We start from the raw sequence: 17,396 nt of genomic DNA, 5'->3' as shown, positions 1-17,396 counted from the left end.
CATGATTAACACATACATTTATATGATGAAAAACTTTTTATTTATATGCATGTTGTTGCTTGGACTTTCTACCAGTGCTTTGGCACAAGAAAGCATTGTAGTAACAGGTGTCGTAACTGATACAAATAAAGAGCCCATGATTGGGGTTAATGTATCAATAAGTAATATACCCGGCTTAGGTGCCATTACTGATTTGAATGGAAAATACAGTATTAAAATGCCACCCTACCACAAGTTGGTTTTTACCTACATAGGCTTTGAAAAAGTAGAAGTATTAGTCAAAGAGCAACGAACTGTCAATGTCACAATGAAAGAAGCAAGTGCTAGAGAGATTGACGAGGTGGTAATCACCGGTACCGGTGCCCAAAAGAAATTGACTGTAACAGGTGCTATTACTAATGTGGATGTAGATGTCTTAAAAGCAAATCCCTCAGGTTCTATGGCTAATGCCCTGGCAGGTAATGTACCGGGCATCTTAGCGATGCAAACTTCCGGAAAGCCGGGTAGTGTTTCTGAATTCTGGATCCGTGGTATTTCAACTTTCGGAGCCAGTAATTCCGCATTAGTTCTCGTTGACGGATTCGAACGTAGTCTGGATGAAATAAATGTAGAAGATGTCGAATCTTTTTCCGTATTAAAAGATGCATCAGCTACTGCTATTTACGGTTCCAAAGGTGCAAATGGAGTAGTATTAATCACAACCAAACACGGTAAAGCCGGGAAAATTAATATCAGTGCAAAAGCGGAAACGTTCTACAATATGCTCACCCAAGTTCCTGACTTTGTAGATGGATACACATATGCTTCCATGGCAAATGAAGCTAAAATCACACGTAATCTTGAGCCGCTATATAAAGCGGACGAATTGGAAATATTCCGTTTAGGACTAGATCCTGATTTATATCCCAATGTTAATTGGATAGATGAATTACTACGAAAAGGTTCATGGAGCACTCGTGCCACACTAAGCATGAACGGTGGTGGTAATACAGCACGATACTATGTATCAGGAAGCTATCTTGACCAACAAGGTATGTACAAAGTAGATAAAGCTTTGAAAGATTACAATACAAATGCAAATTTTCGTCGTTGGAATTACCGCATGAATGTAGATATAGACATCACTAAATCAACTCTATTAAAAGTCGGTGTTTCAGGTTCATTACAAAAGGCCAATGACTCAGGAGTTGGCAGTGATGCTATTTGGACAGCTCTTATGGGATATAATGCCATTATGGTTCCTAAATTATATTCTAATGGATACGTACCAGCCTATGGAAATGACAATGGAGATCGCTTTAATCCATGGGTTCAAGCTACAATGACTGGTTATCGGGAAAACTGGAAGAATAATATCCAGACTAATGTAACCTTAGAGCAGAAACTTGATTTCATCACCAAAGGACTTAGATTCGTGGGACGCTTCGGATATGACACAGAAAATAACAACTGGATTAACCGCAGAAAATGGCCGGAACAGTGGAAGGCAAAACGTTTCCGCGCAACAGACGGAACCCTCGATTATGACCGTGTAGCTGAAGAAAGAAAGATGTTTCAAGAGAGCGGTTCCGATGGCCTTAGAAATGAATTCTTTGAAGCAGAGTTACATTATAGTCGAGGATTCAAACATCATCATCTAGGAGGAACATTAAAATATAACCAGTCTTCAAAAATAAAAACGGTAGGCCTTGGAGACGATCTTAAACAAGGTATTGCCAGACGTAATCAAGGATTGGCAGGACGATTTACCTATAACTGGAATTATCGTTATTTCATTGATTTCAATTTCGGATATACCGGTTCGGAGAATTTCGCAGCAGGACATCGGTTTGGTTTCTTCCCTGCCATCTCAGGAGCTTGGAACATAGCTGAGGAGTCTTTGATAAAAAAACATCTTAAATGGATGAACATGTTCAAAATTCGATATTCATACGGTAAAGTAGGTAACGACAATTTGGGAAATACTCGTTTCCCCTACCTTTATGATATTGAAACAATGACTAAAAAAGATGGTGACAAAACTGTAGACACTGGTGGATACAACTTTGGAGATTACACGTTTGACAGATATTATGGCGGTATGCGCTATTCTTCTTTATCTTCGCCTAACGTTACATGGGAAATTGCAACAAAGCATGACCTCGGTATTGACTTCTCTTTTTTCAATGACAAATTATCCGGTTCTGTTGACTATTTTAATGAGAAACGCGAAGGAATCTATATGTTACGCGAATATTTGCCGGGGATAGTCGGTTTAGAAAGTAATCCTAGTGCCAATGTTGGAAAAGTGACTTCTGAAGGTTTTGACGGACATTTCACTTTCCGCCAGAAACTGGGAGCTGTTGGCTTAACAATACGTAGTAATATCACTTATAGCAAAAATGAAATAGTAGATAGAGATGAAGAAAACAACTACTACTGGTATAAAATGCAAAAAGGACATCGTGTAAATCAAGCAAGAGGATTGATATCTTTAGGGTTGTTTAAAGACTATGATGATATCCGTAATAGTCCGGTACAAGATTTCGATGGTTATAAAGTAATGCCTGGTGATATTAAATATAAAGACGTGAATGGTGATGGTAAAATTGACGGTAATGACCAAGTCGCAATCGGTGCAACGACCAAACCTAATCTTATTTATGGATTCGGAATAGCTGCAAACTGGAAAGGTCTAGATGTGAATCTGCACTTTCAGGGAGCCGGAAAATCAACTTATTTTATCGATGGCTCAACAGTCCATATGTTCAAGTTGGGAGATGGCTGGGGAAATGTCCTGTCAGAGATGGCTAATTCCAATCGTTGGATTTCAGCAGATATATCTGGTGATCCAGCTACAGAGAATCCGAATGCTGAATATCCCCGACTATCCTACGGACCTAATTCTAATAACTATCAGCAATCTACTTATTGGTTACGCAACGGGTCTTATCTACGTTTAAAGACTGTAGAAGTAGGGTATACGCTACCAACCCAGCTGGTAAATAAGGTACATTTTAACACTGTCCGTATCTTCTTTGTTGGCACCAATTTACTCACATGGTCTGCATTCAAATTATGGGACCCGGAAATGGGAAGTACGGATGGAAAGAGATATCCGCTCAGCAAAAATTTATCTTTAGGAATATCCGTTAATTTATAATACACGCAATGACATTATGAAGAAAATATACATTATTTTATCATTTATAATAGGGATAGGATTTACCCTCAGTTCATGTTCCGATTACTTGGACTCTGATTATCTATTTGATGAGCGTATGTCAATAGAAGATGTTTTTACAAGCAGAGCTTATTCTGACAAATGGCTGGCACGCGCATACTTCTTTTTGGGAGATAACCATCTTCTCGATGTAGCCAGTAAAGGATATGTTCCTTTCTGTTTTGCTGATGACATGTATTTCGGTGATCGAGATGACCGATATAAAGCATGGAAAAACGGTGAATATAACGAAGGAGGTTTAGCAGGAGAAAGTGCAGAAATCTGGAACAAATGTTATAAAGGCATTCGCCAAGCCTCTATATATTTGAACAATATAGACATGAATACGGAATATACAGCGGAAGAAATTGCTGACAACAAAGCACAAGCGCACTTTTTGAAAGCCTATTTCTACTGGATTATGTTGCGCTTGTTCGGTCCTGTTCCTATTGTGCCGGATCAAGGCATTGACTACATGGAAGATTATGATGCAGTAGCACAACCGCGTAATACGTATGACGAATGTGTGGCCTATATCACAAATGAATTAGTTCTGGCTGCGCAAGCTCTCCCTTTAGACCGTGCAATACAAGAAATAGCTCGCCCCACCCGTGGTGCGGCATTAGCTCTTCGTGCCAAAGTTCTGCTATATGCTGCCAGCCCATTAATGAATGGACAAACGCCTGCTGATATTGCTTCAGAACTGGTAGATGATCAAGGTAATCGACTGTTACCAGAAGCTTACGATGAATCTAAGTGGGCGAAAGCTGCTGCCGCTGCCAAGGATGTGATAGAATTGAACCGTTACACGCTGTTTGTTTCTTATGCTACAGACAAAGGGGATATTGCATTTCCTGCAACGATTGCTCCTCCATACCACCCTGAATTCTCAGAACAAGCTTGGCCGAATGGGTGGAAAGACATCGATCCGTTCGAATCTTATCGTGCTATATTCAACGGAACAGTCAGTGCTTTTGAGAATAAAGAATTAATTTTTACCCGTGGGCAGAATACTGGTGACCAGAGCATTAATAACATGGTAATACATCAGCTACCACGTGTTGCTAAAGGATGGAATACACACGGACTTACACAGAAACAATGTGACGCATATTATATGAATGATGGAACTGATTGTCCCGGTAAAGATAAAGAAATCAACCGCGGCGACGGTTCGGAACGCATGTCCGGCTATGTGACGAAAGAAGACGTAGAAGCAGGTCGTTACAAACCTTTGTCAGAAGGCGTCTCTTTACAGTATGCTAATCGTGAGCCCCGTTTCTATGCTTCAGTAGCCTACAATGGTGATGTTTGGAATTTGTTGAACAGCAATAAAAATGCAGGAGAACCTCAAAACATACAAGTCTTCTATTACCGTGGAGACGGTAATGGGTATACAAACTCGATGTTTTGGTTACGTACCGGCATTGGAGTTAAAAAATTTGTACACCCGGATGATATGGGTAAAGGAGACAACAATGAAGAACTTATTAAAAAGAAAGTAGAACCGGCTATCCGTTATGCAGAAGTTCTGTTGATTTATGCCGAAGCATTGAACGAATTAAACGGGCAATACGACATACCTTCTTGGGATGGTAATAAGACTCATATGATCAAACGCGATATCAATGAAATGAAAAAAGGAATTCGTCCTATACGTATTCGTGCAGGAGTTCCTGATTATACCCAAGAAGAATATGATGACCCTATCGAATTCCGCAAAAAGTTAAAACGTGAACGTCAGATTGAATTGATGGGAGAAGGACATCGCTATTTTGATTTACGTCGTTGGCTAGATGCTCCGGTAGAAGAATCAACTCCAATTTATGGGTGTAACACTTTAGCAACTAAAGAAATGGCAGATGTATTCCATACACCGGTAGCAGTACCTTCATTACCAACAACCTTCTCACGCAAAATGTGGTTTTGGCCAATCAATCATACTGAATTAAAGCGCAACAAACGTTTAACTCAAAATCCAGGCTGGACTTATCCGGAATAATCTTATAAACTTGAAAAAAATGAAAAAGATATATTATTTACTCTTAGCCATGACTGTACTGATAGTATGTGCGTCATGCAATAATGAATGGGAATCTGAACAATATGTGCAAATGGTATCTTTCAAGGCACCAGTCAACGCACAAGGAGTAACTCCTATTTACATACGTTACAAGCCGGAAGGGAAAGTAACATACCAACTCCCATTGATAGTCAGCGGGTCAACCATGAATTCCAAAGACTTGAATGTGCATGTGGGATTGGATCTTGACACATTGGATGTGTTGAATGTTGAACATTTCGGCAGCCGTAAAGAACTTTTCTTTAAACCGTTGGAAAACAAGTATTACGAGTTCCCGGAAACAGTACAGATACCGGCAGGCGAATGTACAAGCTTACTGCCTATCGATTTTGCCCTGAAAGATTTAGATCAGGTAGACAAATGGGTATTGCCGTTAGCTATTCAGAGCAACGATCCATCACACAACTACCAGGCCAATCCCCGCAAATTTTATAGGAGGGCGATGTTACGTATTTCCCCATTCAATGATTATTCCGGGCAATATAGTGCTACTGCGTATAAAGTATATTTTAAAGGAAACGAAAAAGAGGCTATAGTTCCGGAATACCATACTTCTTATGTAATAGATGACAAAACTATATTTTTCTATGCGGGCCTTATAGACATTGACCGCTTGGATCGGAAATATTACAAAATTAAATTTGAATTTACAGAAGAGAAAATAGATCTTCAAACACGTAAGCTGAAGATTTCTTCTGATAATGAGGACATAAATCTGGTAGTGAAAGGGCAACCTTCCTATACGGTTGAAGAAGAGATGGATGCTACACGACCTTACCTAAAACATATTTACGTAACAATCAACAATCTGGAATATGAGTTTACAGATTATACTTCAGTTCCGGGTTATCCGCTTGAATATGTTGTAAAGGGATCTCTAACGATGGAACGTAAAATAAATACTCAAATACCAGACGAAGATCAGGCAATTGAATGGTAAATGCCAATTTTAATAAAAAGAAGAGTGAATTTTATAGAAAGTTTACTCTTCTTTCTATATTTGCATACAGAATAAAATACTGAGAATCAAATAACTTCAAAATGAAACATACGCAAATTAGCAGAAGAGAGTTTCTGAAGAATATCGGAATGACCGGAGCTGGAGTTCTTCTTGCAGCAAGTCCCTGGCTTTCTGCCTTTTCAGAAGCCGTGAACACCTCCAATGAAAAATGTCGTTTGGGGGTTATTGGACCAGGCTCACGAGGTCGCTTCCTTATGAGCTTTTTAGTCCAAAATCCTAAAGTTGATATCGTAGCACTTTGCGATATTTACCAGCCTTCGATAGATGAAGCATTGAAGCTTGCTCCCAAAGCAAAAGTATATGGTGACTATCGTGAGCTATTGGAAAACAACAACATAGATGCTATACTTGTAGCGACTCCTCTCAGTTCGCACTGTAAAATTGTAATGGATGCTTTTGATGCCGGTAAACATGTATTCTGTGAAAAAACAATTGGTTTTACAATGGAAGAATGTTTCCGTATGTACAATAAACATCGTAGTACGGGAAAAATATTCTTCACAGGTCAACAGCGTCTGTTCGATCCTCGTTATATCAAAGCTATGGAAATGATTCATGCCGGCACATTTGGAGAAATAAATGCGATCCGCACATTCTGGTACAGAAATGGAGACTGGAGACGCCCAGTTCCTTCTGCTAATTTAGAACGACAAATTAACTGGCGACTCTATAAAGAATATTCAAAAGGACTAATGACGGAACTGGCCTGCCATCAATTACAAATAGGAAGTTGGGCATTGAATAAACTCCCAGAGAAAGTGATGGGACATGGAGCTATTACATACTGGAAAGACGGTCGGGAAGTATACGACAATGTAAGTTGCCTATATATATTCGATGATGGCGTAAAAATGACATTCGATTCTGTTATTTCCAATCAATTTTATGGTTTGGAAGAGCAAATCATGGGAAATCTCGGAACTGTTGAACCAGAAAAAGGTAAATATTACTTTGAAAGTATCCCGCCGGCACCCGGTTTTCTGCAAATGATAAACGACTGGGAAAATAAATTATTTGACACTCTGCCTTTCGCAGGTACCAGTTGGGCTCCGGAAACGGCTAACGAAAACAAAGGAGAATTAATCCTCGGAGAACGTCCTAAGAGCGATGGCACTTCTTTGTTATTGGAAGCTTTTGTAGAAGCTGTTATTACTCGCAAACAACCCGCAAGAATCGCGGAAGAAGGATATTATGCGAGTATGCTCTGCCTATTGGGTCACCAAGCGTTACAGGAAGAAAAAACACTATATTTCCCTGATGAATACAAAATTAATTATCTGAATCATCAATCAAAAACATCCGAAGCAGTATGAAAGATACAATCCTGACCGCTCGACGAAAGAAAACAGAGTTGATTACACTGTTCCTGTGTTTTATTATTGCCAATTTGGTCAATTTATACTCTATATTTACGTATAATACTCCTTTGACGGAGATGATAACTTCATTTTTTTATGTGCTCATATTTTCTGTAGCGCTATATATCATCTGGAGCCTTTTACGTATCCTCTTTTATGGCATAACAGCACTATTCAAAAAGAAAAAAGAATAATAACAGATTTATAACATATAATCAACAGAATACTTAATCAATATCAATGAAGAAATTATGGTAACACGAAGAGATTTCCTGAAAACAATGACAATGGCTTCTGCCGGACTGGCAGCAGGAGCTGGTGAAATATTGAATGCACAAACATTGTCATCTTCAAAAAACAAAAACGAAAAAGTGAAGATAGCTTATGTAGGTATCGGTAACCGCGGGCAGCAAATTATTGAAGATTTTGCCCGGACCGGCATGGTAGAAGTAGTTGCCCTCTGTGATGTAGACATGGGTGCCAAACATACACAAAAGGTAATAGGCATGTATCCCAAAGCAAAACAGTTCAGAGACTTCCGCCAGATGTTTGATAAAGCGGGAAAAGAATTTGATGCCGTTGCAATTGCTACACCAGATCACTCTCATTTTCCGATTAGCATGCTAGCTTTGGCATCTGGCAAACACGTATATGTAGAAAAGCCGTTAGCACGTACTTTCTATGAAGCGGAACTTTTGATGCAAGCAGCGCTCAAACGTCCTAATCTGGCTACACAAGTAGGAAACCAAGGACATTCTGAAGCAAACTACTTCCAGTTCAAAGCTTGGATGGATGCCGGAATTATTAAAGACGTGACCGCCGTCACTGCACACATGAATAACGTACGGCGTTGGCATAAATGGGATACAAACATTTATAAACTCCCCTCAGGACAGCAACTTCCGAAAGACATGGATTGGGATACATGGCTCGGCGCTGTTCCATATCATGAATACAATGAAAAATATCATCAGGGAGAATGGCGCTGTTGGTATGACTTCGGAATGGGAGCTTTAGGAGACTGGGGAGCACATATTCTGGATACCGTTCATGAGTTTTTGGAATTAGGATTGCCCTATGAAGTAACTTTATTGCATGAAAAAGGGCATAATGATTATTTCTTTCCTTATTCTTCCACTATTCTTTTCCGCTTCCCACAACGCAAAGGGATGCCACCCGTAGATATCACCTGGTATGACGGACTAGACAACCTCCCTCCTATTCCTGCCGGTTACGGAGTATCAGGATTAGACCCTAATATCCCCACGACTAACCAAGGAGATGTTCCGGCCGCCAAATTGAATCCTGGAAAGATCATTTATACAAAAGACCTGACATTTAAAGGAGGAAGTCATGGAAGTACCTTATCCATCATTCCCGAAGAAAAAGCCAAAGAGATGGCAGACAAGCTACCCCAAATACCAAAGAGCCCGTCCAATCATTTCGAGAATTTTTTATTGGCATGTAACGGTATAGAAAAAACACGTTCTCCATTCGAAATCAATGGAGTGCTAAGTCAGGTATTCTCACTTGGTGTAATGGCTCAACGCCTCAACACTCAGCTGTTCTTCGACAGCCGTACCAAACAAATTACAAATAACGAGTTTGCCAATGCAATGCTGACAGGGATACCTCCACGCAAAGGTTGGGACGAATTTTATAAATTATAAATGAACATAACCACCCATTAAACCAGCTATAAACAATTTACTAAGAATAACATTAAAAATGAAAAAGAACTTCTTATTTACTTTACTTTTATTCTGTGCGGCTTCATTATCTGCGCAGACCTGGGAACCTCTTTTCAACGGCAAAAACCTGAAAGGATGGAAAAAACTAAATGGCAAAGCCGAGTATAAAATCGTAGATGGTGCCATTGTGGGTATTTCTAAAATGGGAACTCCAAATACTTTTCTGGCAACAACCAAGAACTATGGAGACTTCATACTTGAATTTGATTTCAAAATTGATGACGGATTAAATTCAGGAGTACAACTTCGTAGTGAAAGCAAGAAAGATTATCAGAATGGTCGTGTGCACGGTTATCAGTTTGAAATTGACCCGTCTAAGCGAGCTTGGTCAGGAGGTATCTATGATGAAGCACGCAGAAACTGGTTGTATCCACTGACTTTGAATCCGGCTGCAAAAACCGCTTTTAAAAACAATGCATGGAATAAAGCCAGGATTGAAGCTATCGGAAATTCTATCCGTACCTGGATTAATGGAGTACCTTGTGCCAATATCTGGGATGATATGACACCTAGCGGATTTATTGCATTGCAAGTACACGCAATAGGTAATGCTTCCGAAGAAGGTAAAACTGTCAGCTGGAAAGACATCCGTATTTGTACAACGGATGTAGAACGTTACCAGACACCTGAAACGGAAGAAGCGCCCGAACGAAATATGATTGCCAACACCATATCTCCACGTGAAGCCAAAGAGGGTTGGGCCCTACTTTGGGATGGTAAAACCAACAATGGTTGGAGAGGAGCAAAATTGAATGCTTTCCCGGAAAAAGGATGGAAGATGGAAGATGGAATTCTGAAAGTGATGAAGAGCGGAGGAGCAGAATCAGCTAATGGTGGAGATATCGTAACTACCCGCAAATATAAAAACTTCATTCTCACGGTAGATTTCAAGATTACCGAAGGCGCAAATAGCGGGGTTAAATACTTTGTCAACCCTGATTTGAACAAAGGAGAAGGCTCTGCTATTGGCTGTGAGTTTCAAATTCTTGATGATGACAAACATCCAGATGCTAAACTTGGAGTAAAAGGCAACAGAAAGTTGGGTTCATTATATGATCTTATTCCGGCTCCAGAGAAGAAGCCTTTCAACAAAAAAGATTTTAATACCGCCACCATTATTGTGCAAGATAACCACGTAGAACACTGGCTGAATGGGGTAAAACTGATCGAATATACTCGCAATACTGACATGTGGAATGCTTTGGTTGCCTACAGTAAATATAAAAACTGGCCTAATTTTGGTAATTCCGCAGAAGGCAATATTCTTCTTCAAGATCATGGAGACGAAGTCTGGTTTAAAAATGTAAAAATCAAAGAGCTGAAATAACTTGCACTGAAAAGCCGATTTCTAACATAAAATCAAGAGTAGAAGGGCATGCACAAAGTGGCATGCCCTCTTAATATTTCAATAAAACAAAATGCAGCATACAATTCAACACTTATACAAGACACATGGTGATGACGGTTTGCTTTATGCTTGGTTTTTATCCATGCATACACGCGTAGATATAATACTCTGCTGCCAGAAATCAGAAAATGAATTAATGCTTGTAGTTAATAGTATATATGACACTCTCCGACAACTGGAAAGAATTGCAAATTATTATGACCCTTCCAGTGAATTATCGCAAGTCAATCAAAGAGCTTCCACAGCTCCTGTTATGATCAGTCAGTCTCTTTACAGGATGATTTCATTGTGCACAGAATATCATAAAAAAACCTTAGGATGTTTCGATGTTACTATCCACTCAGATAATTATAATCAAGATACCATACACTCCATTCATTTATACCCCGAAGCACAAAGTGTCTTCTTTCAACAAGCAGGTACTACAATAAACCTTTCCGGATTTCTTAAAGGTTATGCTCTCGACAAAATAAGAGAAATATTAAAGGTTCACATCATAGCAAATGCCTTAATAAATATGGGAAACAGTTCTGTACTCGCTCTAGGCAATCATCCGGTTGGCACAGGATGGAAAGTCAGCTTTGACGATCAGGCAAGTACTACAAAAAACCATAAAACTCAATCCATACTCCTTAATAACGAATGTTTAACCACCTCCGGAAACAACTCGGATGATCGCAAACACATTATCTCTCCTTCAAGTGGCAAACCACTGGAAGGAGTAAGACAAGTGACAGTAGTAACGGATGATGGAACCACCGGTGAGATTCTCTCAACCAGCCTGTTCGTAGCAAATCAAAAACAGCGCGAGTTAATAATGAGCGAGTTTCTCCCCAAAAGAGTTATTGATTTGGAACTGTGCCAGATGGTTTAGGTAACGGAGTATTCACCGGTAAAGGGACTCCCAAATCCGGCATTCCATCAGCATCCCATCCTATCTTCTGCAATCGTGGATTGCGACTTTCCGACTCTCCCGTATTACCGCTAGGAACACTTCTTGCCTGATACAATATATACCATTCCGTTCCATCAGGCGAAGGAAGAAAGGAAAGGTTAGCCGGGCCATACACTCCATCTTCCGGTCTCTGTTGAAATACAGGAACGGGGCTCTTCTTCCAGGAAGCCGGATTCAGCAAGTCACTATCCGCGTCGGCAGTCAACATTCCGGTACAATAATAAGGAGACCAGCAACCGCTTGCCGCATAATAGACAATGACAGTCCGGTTATCTTTGGAATGAAAATACTGAGGGCTTTCATTTACATAAATCGGATAAGCAGTCCGCCCGCCATCCGGATTTACCCACTGCCGTTCCCATTCATACTCCGGCTTCGAAATCAGAACCCTTTCCGTAGCCAATGTCCAGGGGTTTTCCATGCGGGCAATATAGATGCATTGTGTTTCACTGCCTATCCTCCGATTAGGCCACCCGGACCATAGAAGATAAAGCTCCCCTTTATGTTCAAAAGTTGAGGGATGTATTCCCCAGTTCCAATCGGGATTGGTCATGATCGCTCCTTTCATGCGAAACTCTCCCTGCATAGGGTCAGGAGAATCATTCTCAATCACATAAATCTGATGATTATCTGTATTTCCATCATCGGCAGCAAAATAGATATACCATTTACCATTGATATTCCGTATTTCCGGATTCCAAAGGTTATGGCTATTCGAAGGATCTTTAGGCACCCAGACCTCTTTACAAGTGGAATGAGCCATATCGGTAATATCGGTGGTTACCCACAGATATATTTGCTCATTAGTTTCATGGGTATAATAATATTTACCATTATGGTAAATCGCGCTTGAATTAGCCCCTTCCATAAATAATGGATTGGCATAAGTATCTTTTTCAACATCTTCTTTTTTTCCCGCCCGTTTGGAATTACAAGAGATGTTCAGCAAAACAAGGAATAATAACAAACATAAATTGATTCTCATAGTTTCATTTTTAAGATGATACAAAGAAAAGACTTTTTTTTCATTAATAGTTAATAAAGCGAAAATAAAAATTAAGTTTGGAATATCATTCTCGTCATTACATCGTGACACATCCTGCTGATGACAGGAAAACAGAAAAAAGAGAATGTAAAGACAAACTACCCATTAATAATAAAAACAGAAAGTTTCTTGGCATCATTACACACTTTCACACGAAATATATTAACCGTTTATATACTTCTTCCGAATCATTTATTAATAAATTCGTTCATCGTTTATTATAAACGTCCCCCAAGTTTATTATAAACCCGAGCATCGTTATTTCAGCAACAAATATTAATTTTAAGCAACAAAAAGGGCTGCAATTCCCATAAAGAATCGCAGCCCTTAGCTTGTATCAGACTATCCGGCAAGCATTATCCGAAATGGAAACGCTTGCAATCTGTTATTATATTGTACTTATTATTACTCATTTTTCGTCTATATTATCAATGTTATCGAATTTACTTCCGGTTCTCACTTACAAATATACAACATAAAAAACGGTTTGTCAAGCCCTGCATGCTTCTTTCATACATCTGATGACAAATCAAATGGTAGAATCAGCATCCGGAGTGCTTTCTGCCGCTGTATCGGAAGCAGACAACTGATTGACATATTCCTTCGGGAGAACTCCATATTGTGCCTTGAAACACTTGGCAAAATAAGAGGAGGAAGTGAATCCAACCTGTGCCGCAACCTCGGAAATACGTGTACCGCCCTGAATTAACTCAGCTGCCTTATTCATACGGAGGGCCTTCAGATAATCATTGGGCGACATTCCCGACAATGCTTTTATCTTCCGATAGAAGTTGGAACGGCTCATGTTCATCTGCTCTGCAAGAGTATCGATGGAGAAATTCTCGTCTGCCAACTGGTCGGCAATCACTTCCTGTATCTTGGCAACAAACTCACAATCTCTCTGAGTCATCGCAAGTTCTGCCGAGGCCTGATTGGCATTCCCGGACAAACTAACCATCAGCTTATGGAAAGACTGCCTCAACCGGAGCAGGTTCTCGATCTGCTTATGCAGTTGTTTGATAGAGAATGGCTTCTCAATATACACATCGGCTCCGCATTCCAGTCCTTCCACCTTAGATTCCAGCGTCGTTTTTGCCGTCAGTAAGATGACCGGAATATGTGAATAGTCGATTTCCGATTTCACTTTGCTACAGAGTTCCAGCCCGTTCATTTCCGGCATCATCACATCACTGACGATGACGTCTACACTCTCCTGTTCGAGTATCTCAAGTGCCGCACGACCATTCGGAGCTTTCAGCACACGGAACCAGGCAACCAACGAGTCACGCGTCAGATTCAACAGTTCGACATTATCTTCTACCAGCAATACGGTGAATTTCTTTCCGGAGAACTCTGAAGGAATATTCTCTGCCGAACCTTCGTTTTCGGAATGAACCTCAACGATATCAGCAGCTTCTTCTGCCTTCTTTTCGTTTAAAGGAAGAGATAATATAAACGAGGAACCTTGCGGTTCGTTATCTTCAAGGCGCAGGCTGCCTTGATGGGCTTCTGCCAGAGATTTCGCAAAAGCCAGTCCGATACCGGTACCTGTGGCGGTAGCGACTTTATCATCCGGCATTTGGTAGAAGGCTTCAAATATCTTTCCCTTTTGGGCATCCGGTACTCCACGACCGTCATCACTCACATATATCTCATATCCCGCATCAGTTGTCACGAGTTTCAAATCGATACGCGTACGGGCATATTTTATCGCATTGCCCATCAGATTCACCAGTATCTTACTCAACTTTTCCCGATCGACCATTGATACCAGTTCCTGCTCGGGCAGAGTCAATACCAGTTCAATTCCCTTTAACTCGGCAGGACTGGTGAACTGACTATATACATCATTCACTATTTCCTTAATATCGCAACTTACCAGATTCAGTTGCAAAGCTCCGTTTTCCATCTTCTGGAAGTCGAGCAGCTGATTGGTAATCCCTAAAAGATAGTTTACATTCTTATCTATTACAGACAGATACTTAGCTTCTTTTCCTTCATGTTCTATCTCTTGCAACTTTTCAAGAGGCAATCGGATCAGACTGAGAGGGGTACGTATCTCATGTACCAGATTAATGAAGAAGCCGATCTTTGATTTATAAACTTCCTGTTCTTTAGCAATCTGATATTTCTCCATCCGGCGTTTGTACTTATGCTTCACGCGAAGATTCCAGCGCCATGCAATCCAGACAATCCAGCCCATCAACAGGAGAATATAAATAAAATAGGCGAAAGAACTACGCCACCAAGGGGGAGTAATCACTACCCGCAGAGTAGTCGTCTTCTCGTTCCACTGATGGTCATTATTGGAGCCACGCACTTCGAACTCGTATTCTCCGGGAGGCAGATTGGTATAAGAAGCAGAGTTGTTCTCGGAGTTGGTAATCCACTCTTTATCTACTCCTTTTAATATATAGGAATATCGGTTTCGTGCCGGGTCTTCATAGCTTAGCGCCACAAAACGAATCGTGAAACTATTATTTTCATAAGACAAGGTTATCTTGTCAGCCATATAAATCGGTTTCCCCAGTTGAAGCAACTTCTTCACTTCCTGTTCGTCATTCAGGTAGGATAAACGGATATCAGTCACATATACCGGAGGAATGTAGGAATTATCCACAAAACGTTCCGGCTGGAAAACATTAAAGCCGTTGATTCCGCCAAAATATAGTTTACCTTCAGAAGACTTTAAAGAAGAACGTGCCATAAACTGATTTCCCTGCAGACCATCATTAATCGTAAACTGTCGGAAATGAGCTTTAGAAATCGGATTAATCTTAAATATCCCTGCATTGCTGGATATCCAGAAATCTCCTGTCTGATCTTGTTCAATAGAATAGATCACCTTATTGGGAAGCGCAGAATCAAACTCAATAAATGCCTCTGTTTTGGGATCGAAGGAGCATAATCCTCCCCCATTCGTGCCAAACCACATCACGCCTTTGTTATCTTCAAATACCGTAATCACCGAATTACTGGTAATGGTGGTCGAATCTTCCCGTTCGTGCTGGAAATGTTTCCAGTGTCCGCTCAGGGTATTGTAGGAGAACACGCCGCTGTTGGTCGTTGCAATCCACAGGTTGTTATACATATCCTCATATATATCGCCCACGGAAATCATGGAACCGATACTGGTGATTGTCATGAAATTATCGGCATCAGGATTATACCGGCATAAGCCCCAGCTTGTTCCGACGAAGATTTCCCCTTTCCGGTCTTTATATATGCATAGTACGTCATTGCTGCAAATGGTATTGGGGATTCCGCGCGAGTGTGTATATTCCTTTATCGAACCGGTACGCAGATTAAGCACACGTATTCCTTCCGCATACGTACCGATCCAAAGACAATCGCCGTCTAACATCAAAGAGCGAATATCATATTTCTGACTCTTTACACCACCGATATGATATTCCGAAAGCTCCCGTGTAACGGTATTGAAGAAATATAAGCCACTCTGAGTACCAATCCAGATATTTCCGTCTTTATTTTCACAGAATGGGCCTACCACCTCTCCTGCTCCCGCTATCCCCGACAGATAGGCGGGTGAATAGTAATCGAAACGCTTGGTCTGCTTGGACATATAGTTGATACCTCCCAAGTTCGTCAATACCCACAGAGCACCTTCCGCATCCCACATCATGCCGTTTATAGTCTGATCACTCAGACTTCGCGGATCAGCCGGATTATCTGCACGGAGGAAGGTTTTCGACTCGCGGTTGAATAGATAGAGTCCATTATCGGTGCCTACCAGCAGTTCATTTTCCGTATATTTCAGCAGGCTGCGAACTGCCCCGAAGTTCAATGAAGGAGCCATGTAATTCTCAACCGTTCCGGTCTGCCGGTTCAATCTCCCCAACAAATTGTTGCCTGCTCCCAGCCATACTTCTCCCTCTACATCGAGTACACAGTTTATTTTGTAACTATCGGAAGAGTTCACGTCCGATGAGACTCGGTATGATTGCAGAAATTTGCCGTTTTCATCGAAACAAAGCAGTCCTTCCTGTAGCGAAGAAACATACACCTTCTTCTTATCGTAACTCTGACAGACATCCCAGACAAAAGAGGTCTGAATACTATTCTGAGTCAACACTTCGGTCTTGGGATCATAAATAAAAAGTCCCTGCCCCAAGGTGGCAATCCAGAGAAGTCCGTTCTCCGTCTTTACAATCTTCTTGATTTCACTGCTGACGTATACGCCATACTGAGTAGTCTTGTCAAAATAGGAGAAACGGTCCGTTGCCCGGTCATAGATATACAGTCCGGAGTTCGTTCCAACCCATATATTCTGATCTTCTTCAATCAGTGCCTCAACGAAGTTGTTCTCCAATGAGAATTTATCGTTCAATACATTCCGATAAACTTTATTGCCCCGACCGTCGTAACGGTTCAGTCCGTCACTGGTGCCCAGCCAGATAAATCCATAGCTATCCTGTATAGCACACCATACCGTATTATGTGACAAGCCATCTTCCACCTGATATTTCTTGAAGGAGAAATAGGGAGATGCAGACAATGGTTCGAGCCAGAAGGCCAGTAAAAGTATCAGTATCTTTGTTAACTTCATACCAAG

The 17,396-nt window shown here is 40.8% G+C and carries 10 protein-coding genes; 8 read left to right on the top strand and 2 right to left on the bottom strand.

Translation table 11 applies throughout. The features are described from left to right. Positions 1 to 22 precede the first annotated feature (22 nt). From NBH01_RS16105 to NBH01_RS16070, 8 genes are all read left to right on the top strand, one after another. Positions 23 to 3,142: a SusC/RagA family TonB-linked outer membrane protein gene (locus NBH01_RS16105; RefSeq protein ID WP_008767663.1), complete on the top strand. Its 3,120-nt coding sequence runs from the start codon at positions 23 to 25 to the stop codon at positions 3,140 to 3,142. Positions 3,143 to 3,158: 16 nt separating this feature from the next. Next, positions 3,159 to 5,204, top strand: a complete 2,046-nt coding sequence (locus NBH01_RS16100) for a RagB/SusD family nutrient uptake outer membrane protein (RefSeq protein ID WP_016269384.1) — start codon at positions 3,159 to 3,161, stop codon at positions 5,202 to 5,204. A gap of 19 nt (positions 5,205 to 5,223) precedes the next feature. After that, positions 5,224 to 6,225, top strand: a complete 1,002-nt coding sequence (locus NBH01_RS16095) for a DUF4973 domain-containing protein (protein ID WP_008767661.1) — start codon at positions 5,224 to 5,226, stop codon at positions 6,223 to 6,225. A gap of 101 nt (positions 6,226 to 6,326) precedes the next feature. Further along, a complete protein-coding gene (locus NBH01_RS16090; RefSeq protein ID WP_225679791.1) occupies positions 6,327 to 7,619 on the top strand; it encodes a Gfo/Idh/MocA family protein in 1,293 nt (430 codons plus the stop codon). After that, on the top strand, positions 7,616 to 7,858 hold the full coding sequence (locus NBH01_RS16085; protein WP_008767659.1) for a hypothetical protein: 243 nt from the start codon (positions 7,616 to 7,618) through the stop codon (positions 7,856 to 7,858). The genes NBH01_RS16090 and NBH01_RS16085 overlap by 4 nt, the downstream gene beginning before the upstream one ends. A 57-nt stretch (positions 7,859 to 7,915) precedes the next feature. Beyond that, positions 7,916 to 9,334 (top strand): Gfo/Idh/MocA family oxidoreductase, encoded by a 1,419-nt coding sequence (locus NBH01_RS16080; protein WP_016269382.1) that lies wholly within the window; start codon positions 7,916 to 7,918, stop codon positions 9,332 to 9,334. Positions 9,335 to 9,392: 58 nt separating this feature from the next. After that, on the top strand, positions 9,393 to 10,742 hold the full coding sequence (locus NBH01_RS16075; protein ID WP_008767657.1) for a 3-keto-disaccharide hydrolase: 1,350 nt from the start codon (positions 9,393 to 9,395) through the stop codon (positions 10,740 to 10,742). Positions 10,743 to 10,833: 91 nt separating this feature from the next. After that, positions 10,834 to 11,697, top strand: coding sequence for an FAD:protein FMN transferase (locus NBH01_RS16070; protein ID WP_008767656.1), 864 nt, complete (start codon positions 10,834 to 10,836; stop codon positions 11,695 to 11,697). Here NBH01_RS16070 and NBH01_RS16065 read toward each other — a convergent pair. Then, positions 11,666 to 12,763 (bottom strand): glycoside hydrolase family 43 protein, encoded by a 1,098-nt coding sequence (locus NBH01_RS16065; RefSeq protein ID WP_008767655.1) that lies wholly within the window; start codon positions 12,761 to 12,763, stop codon positions 11,666 to 11,668. The two genes, NBH01_RS16070 and NBH01_RS16065, sit on opposite strands and share 32 nt — an antisense overlap. A 589-nt stretch (positions 12,764 to 13,352) precedes the next feature. Next, positions 13,353 to 17,390, bottom strand: a complete 4,038-nt coding sequence (locus NBH01_RS16060) for a hybrid sensor histidine kinase/response regulator transcription factor (protein ID WP_250700192.1) — start codon at positions 17,388 to 17,390, stop codon at positions 13,353 to 13,355. Positions 17,391 to 17,396 lie beyond the last annotated feature (6 nt).

Source organism: Bacteroides sp. B1-V-101, from assembly GCF_023656585.1.
In the GTDB taxonomy this organism is placed as follows: domain Bacteria; phylum Bacteroidota; class Bacteroidia; order Bacteroidales; family Bacteroidaceae; genus Bacteroides; species Bacteroides thetaiotaomicron.
Note: the sequence above shows the minus strand (reverse complement) of the source record. Positions and strands in the feature narration are given on the sequence as shown.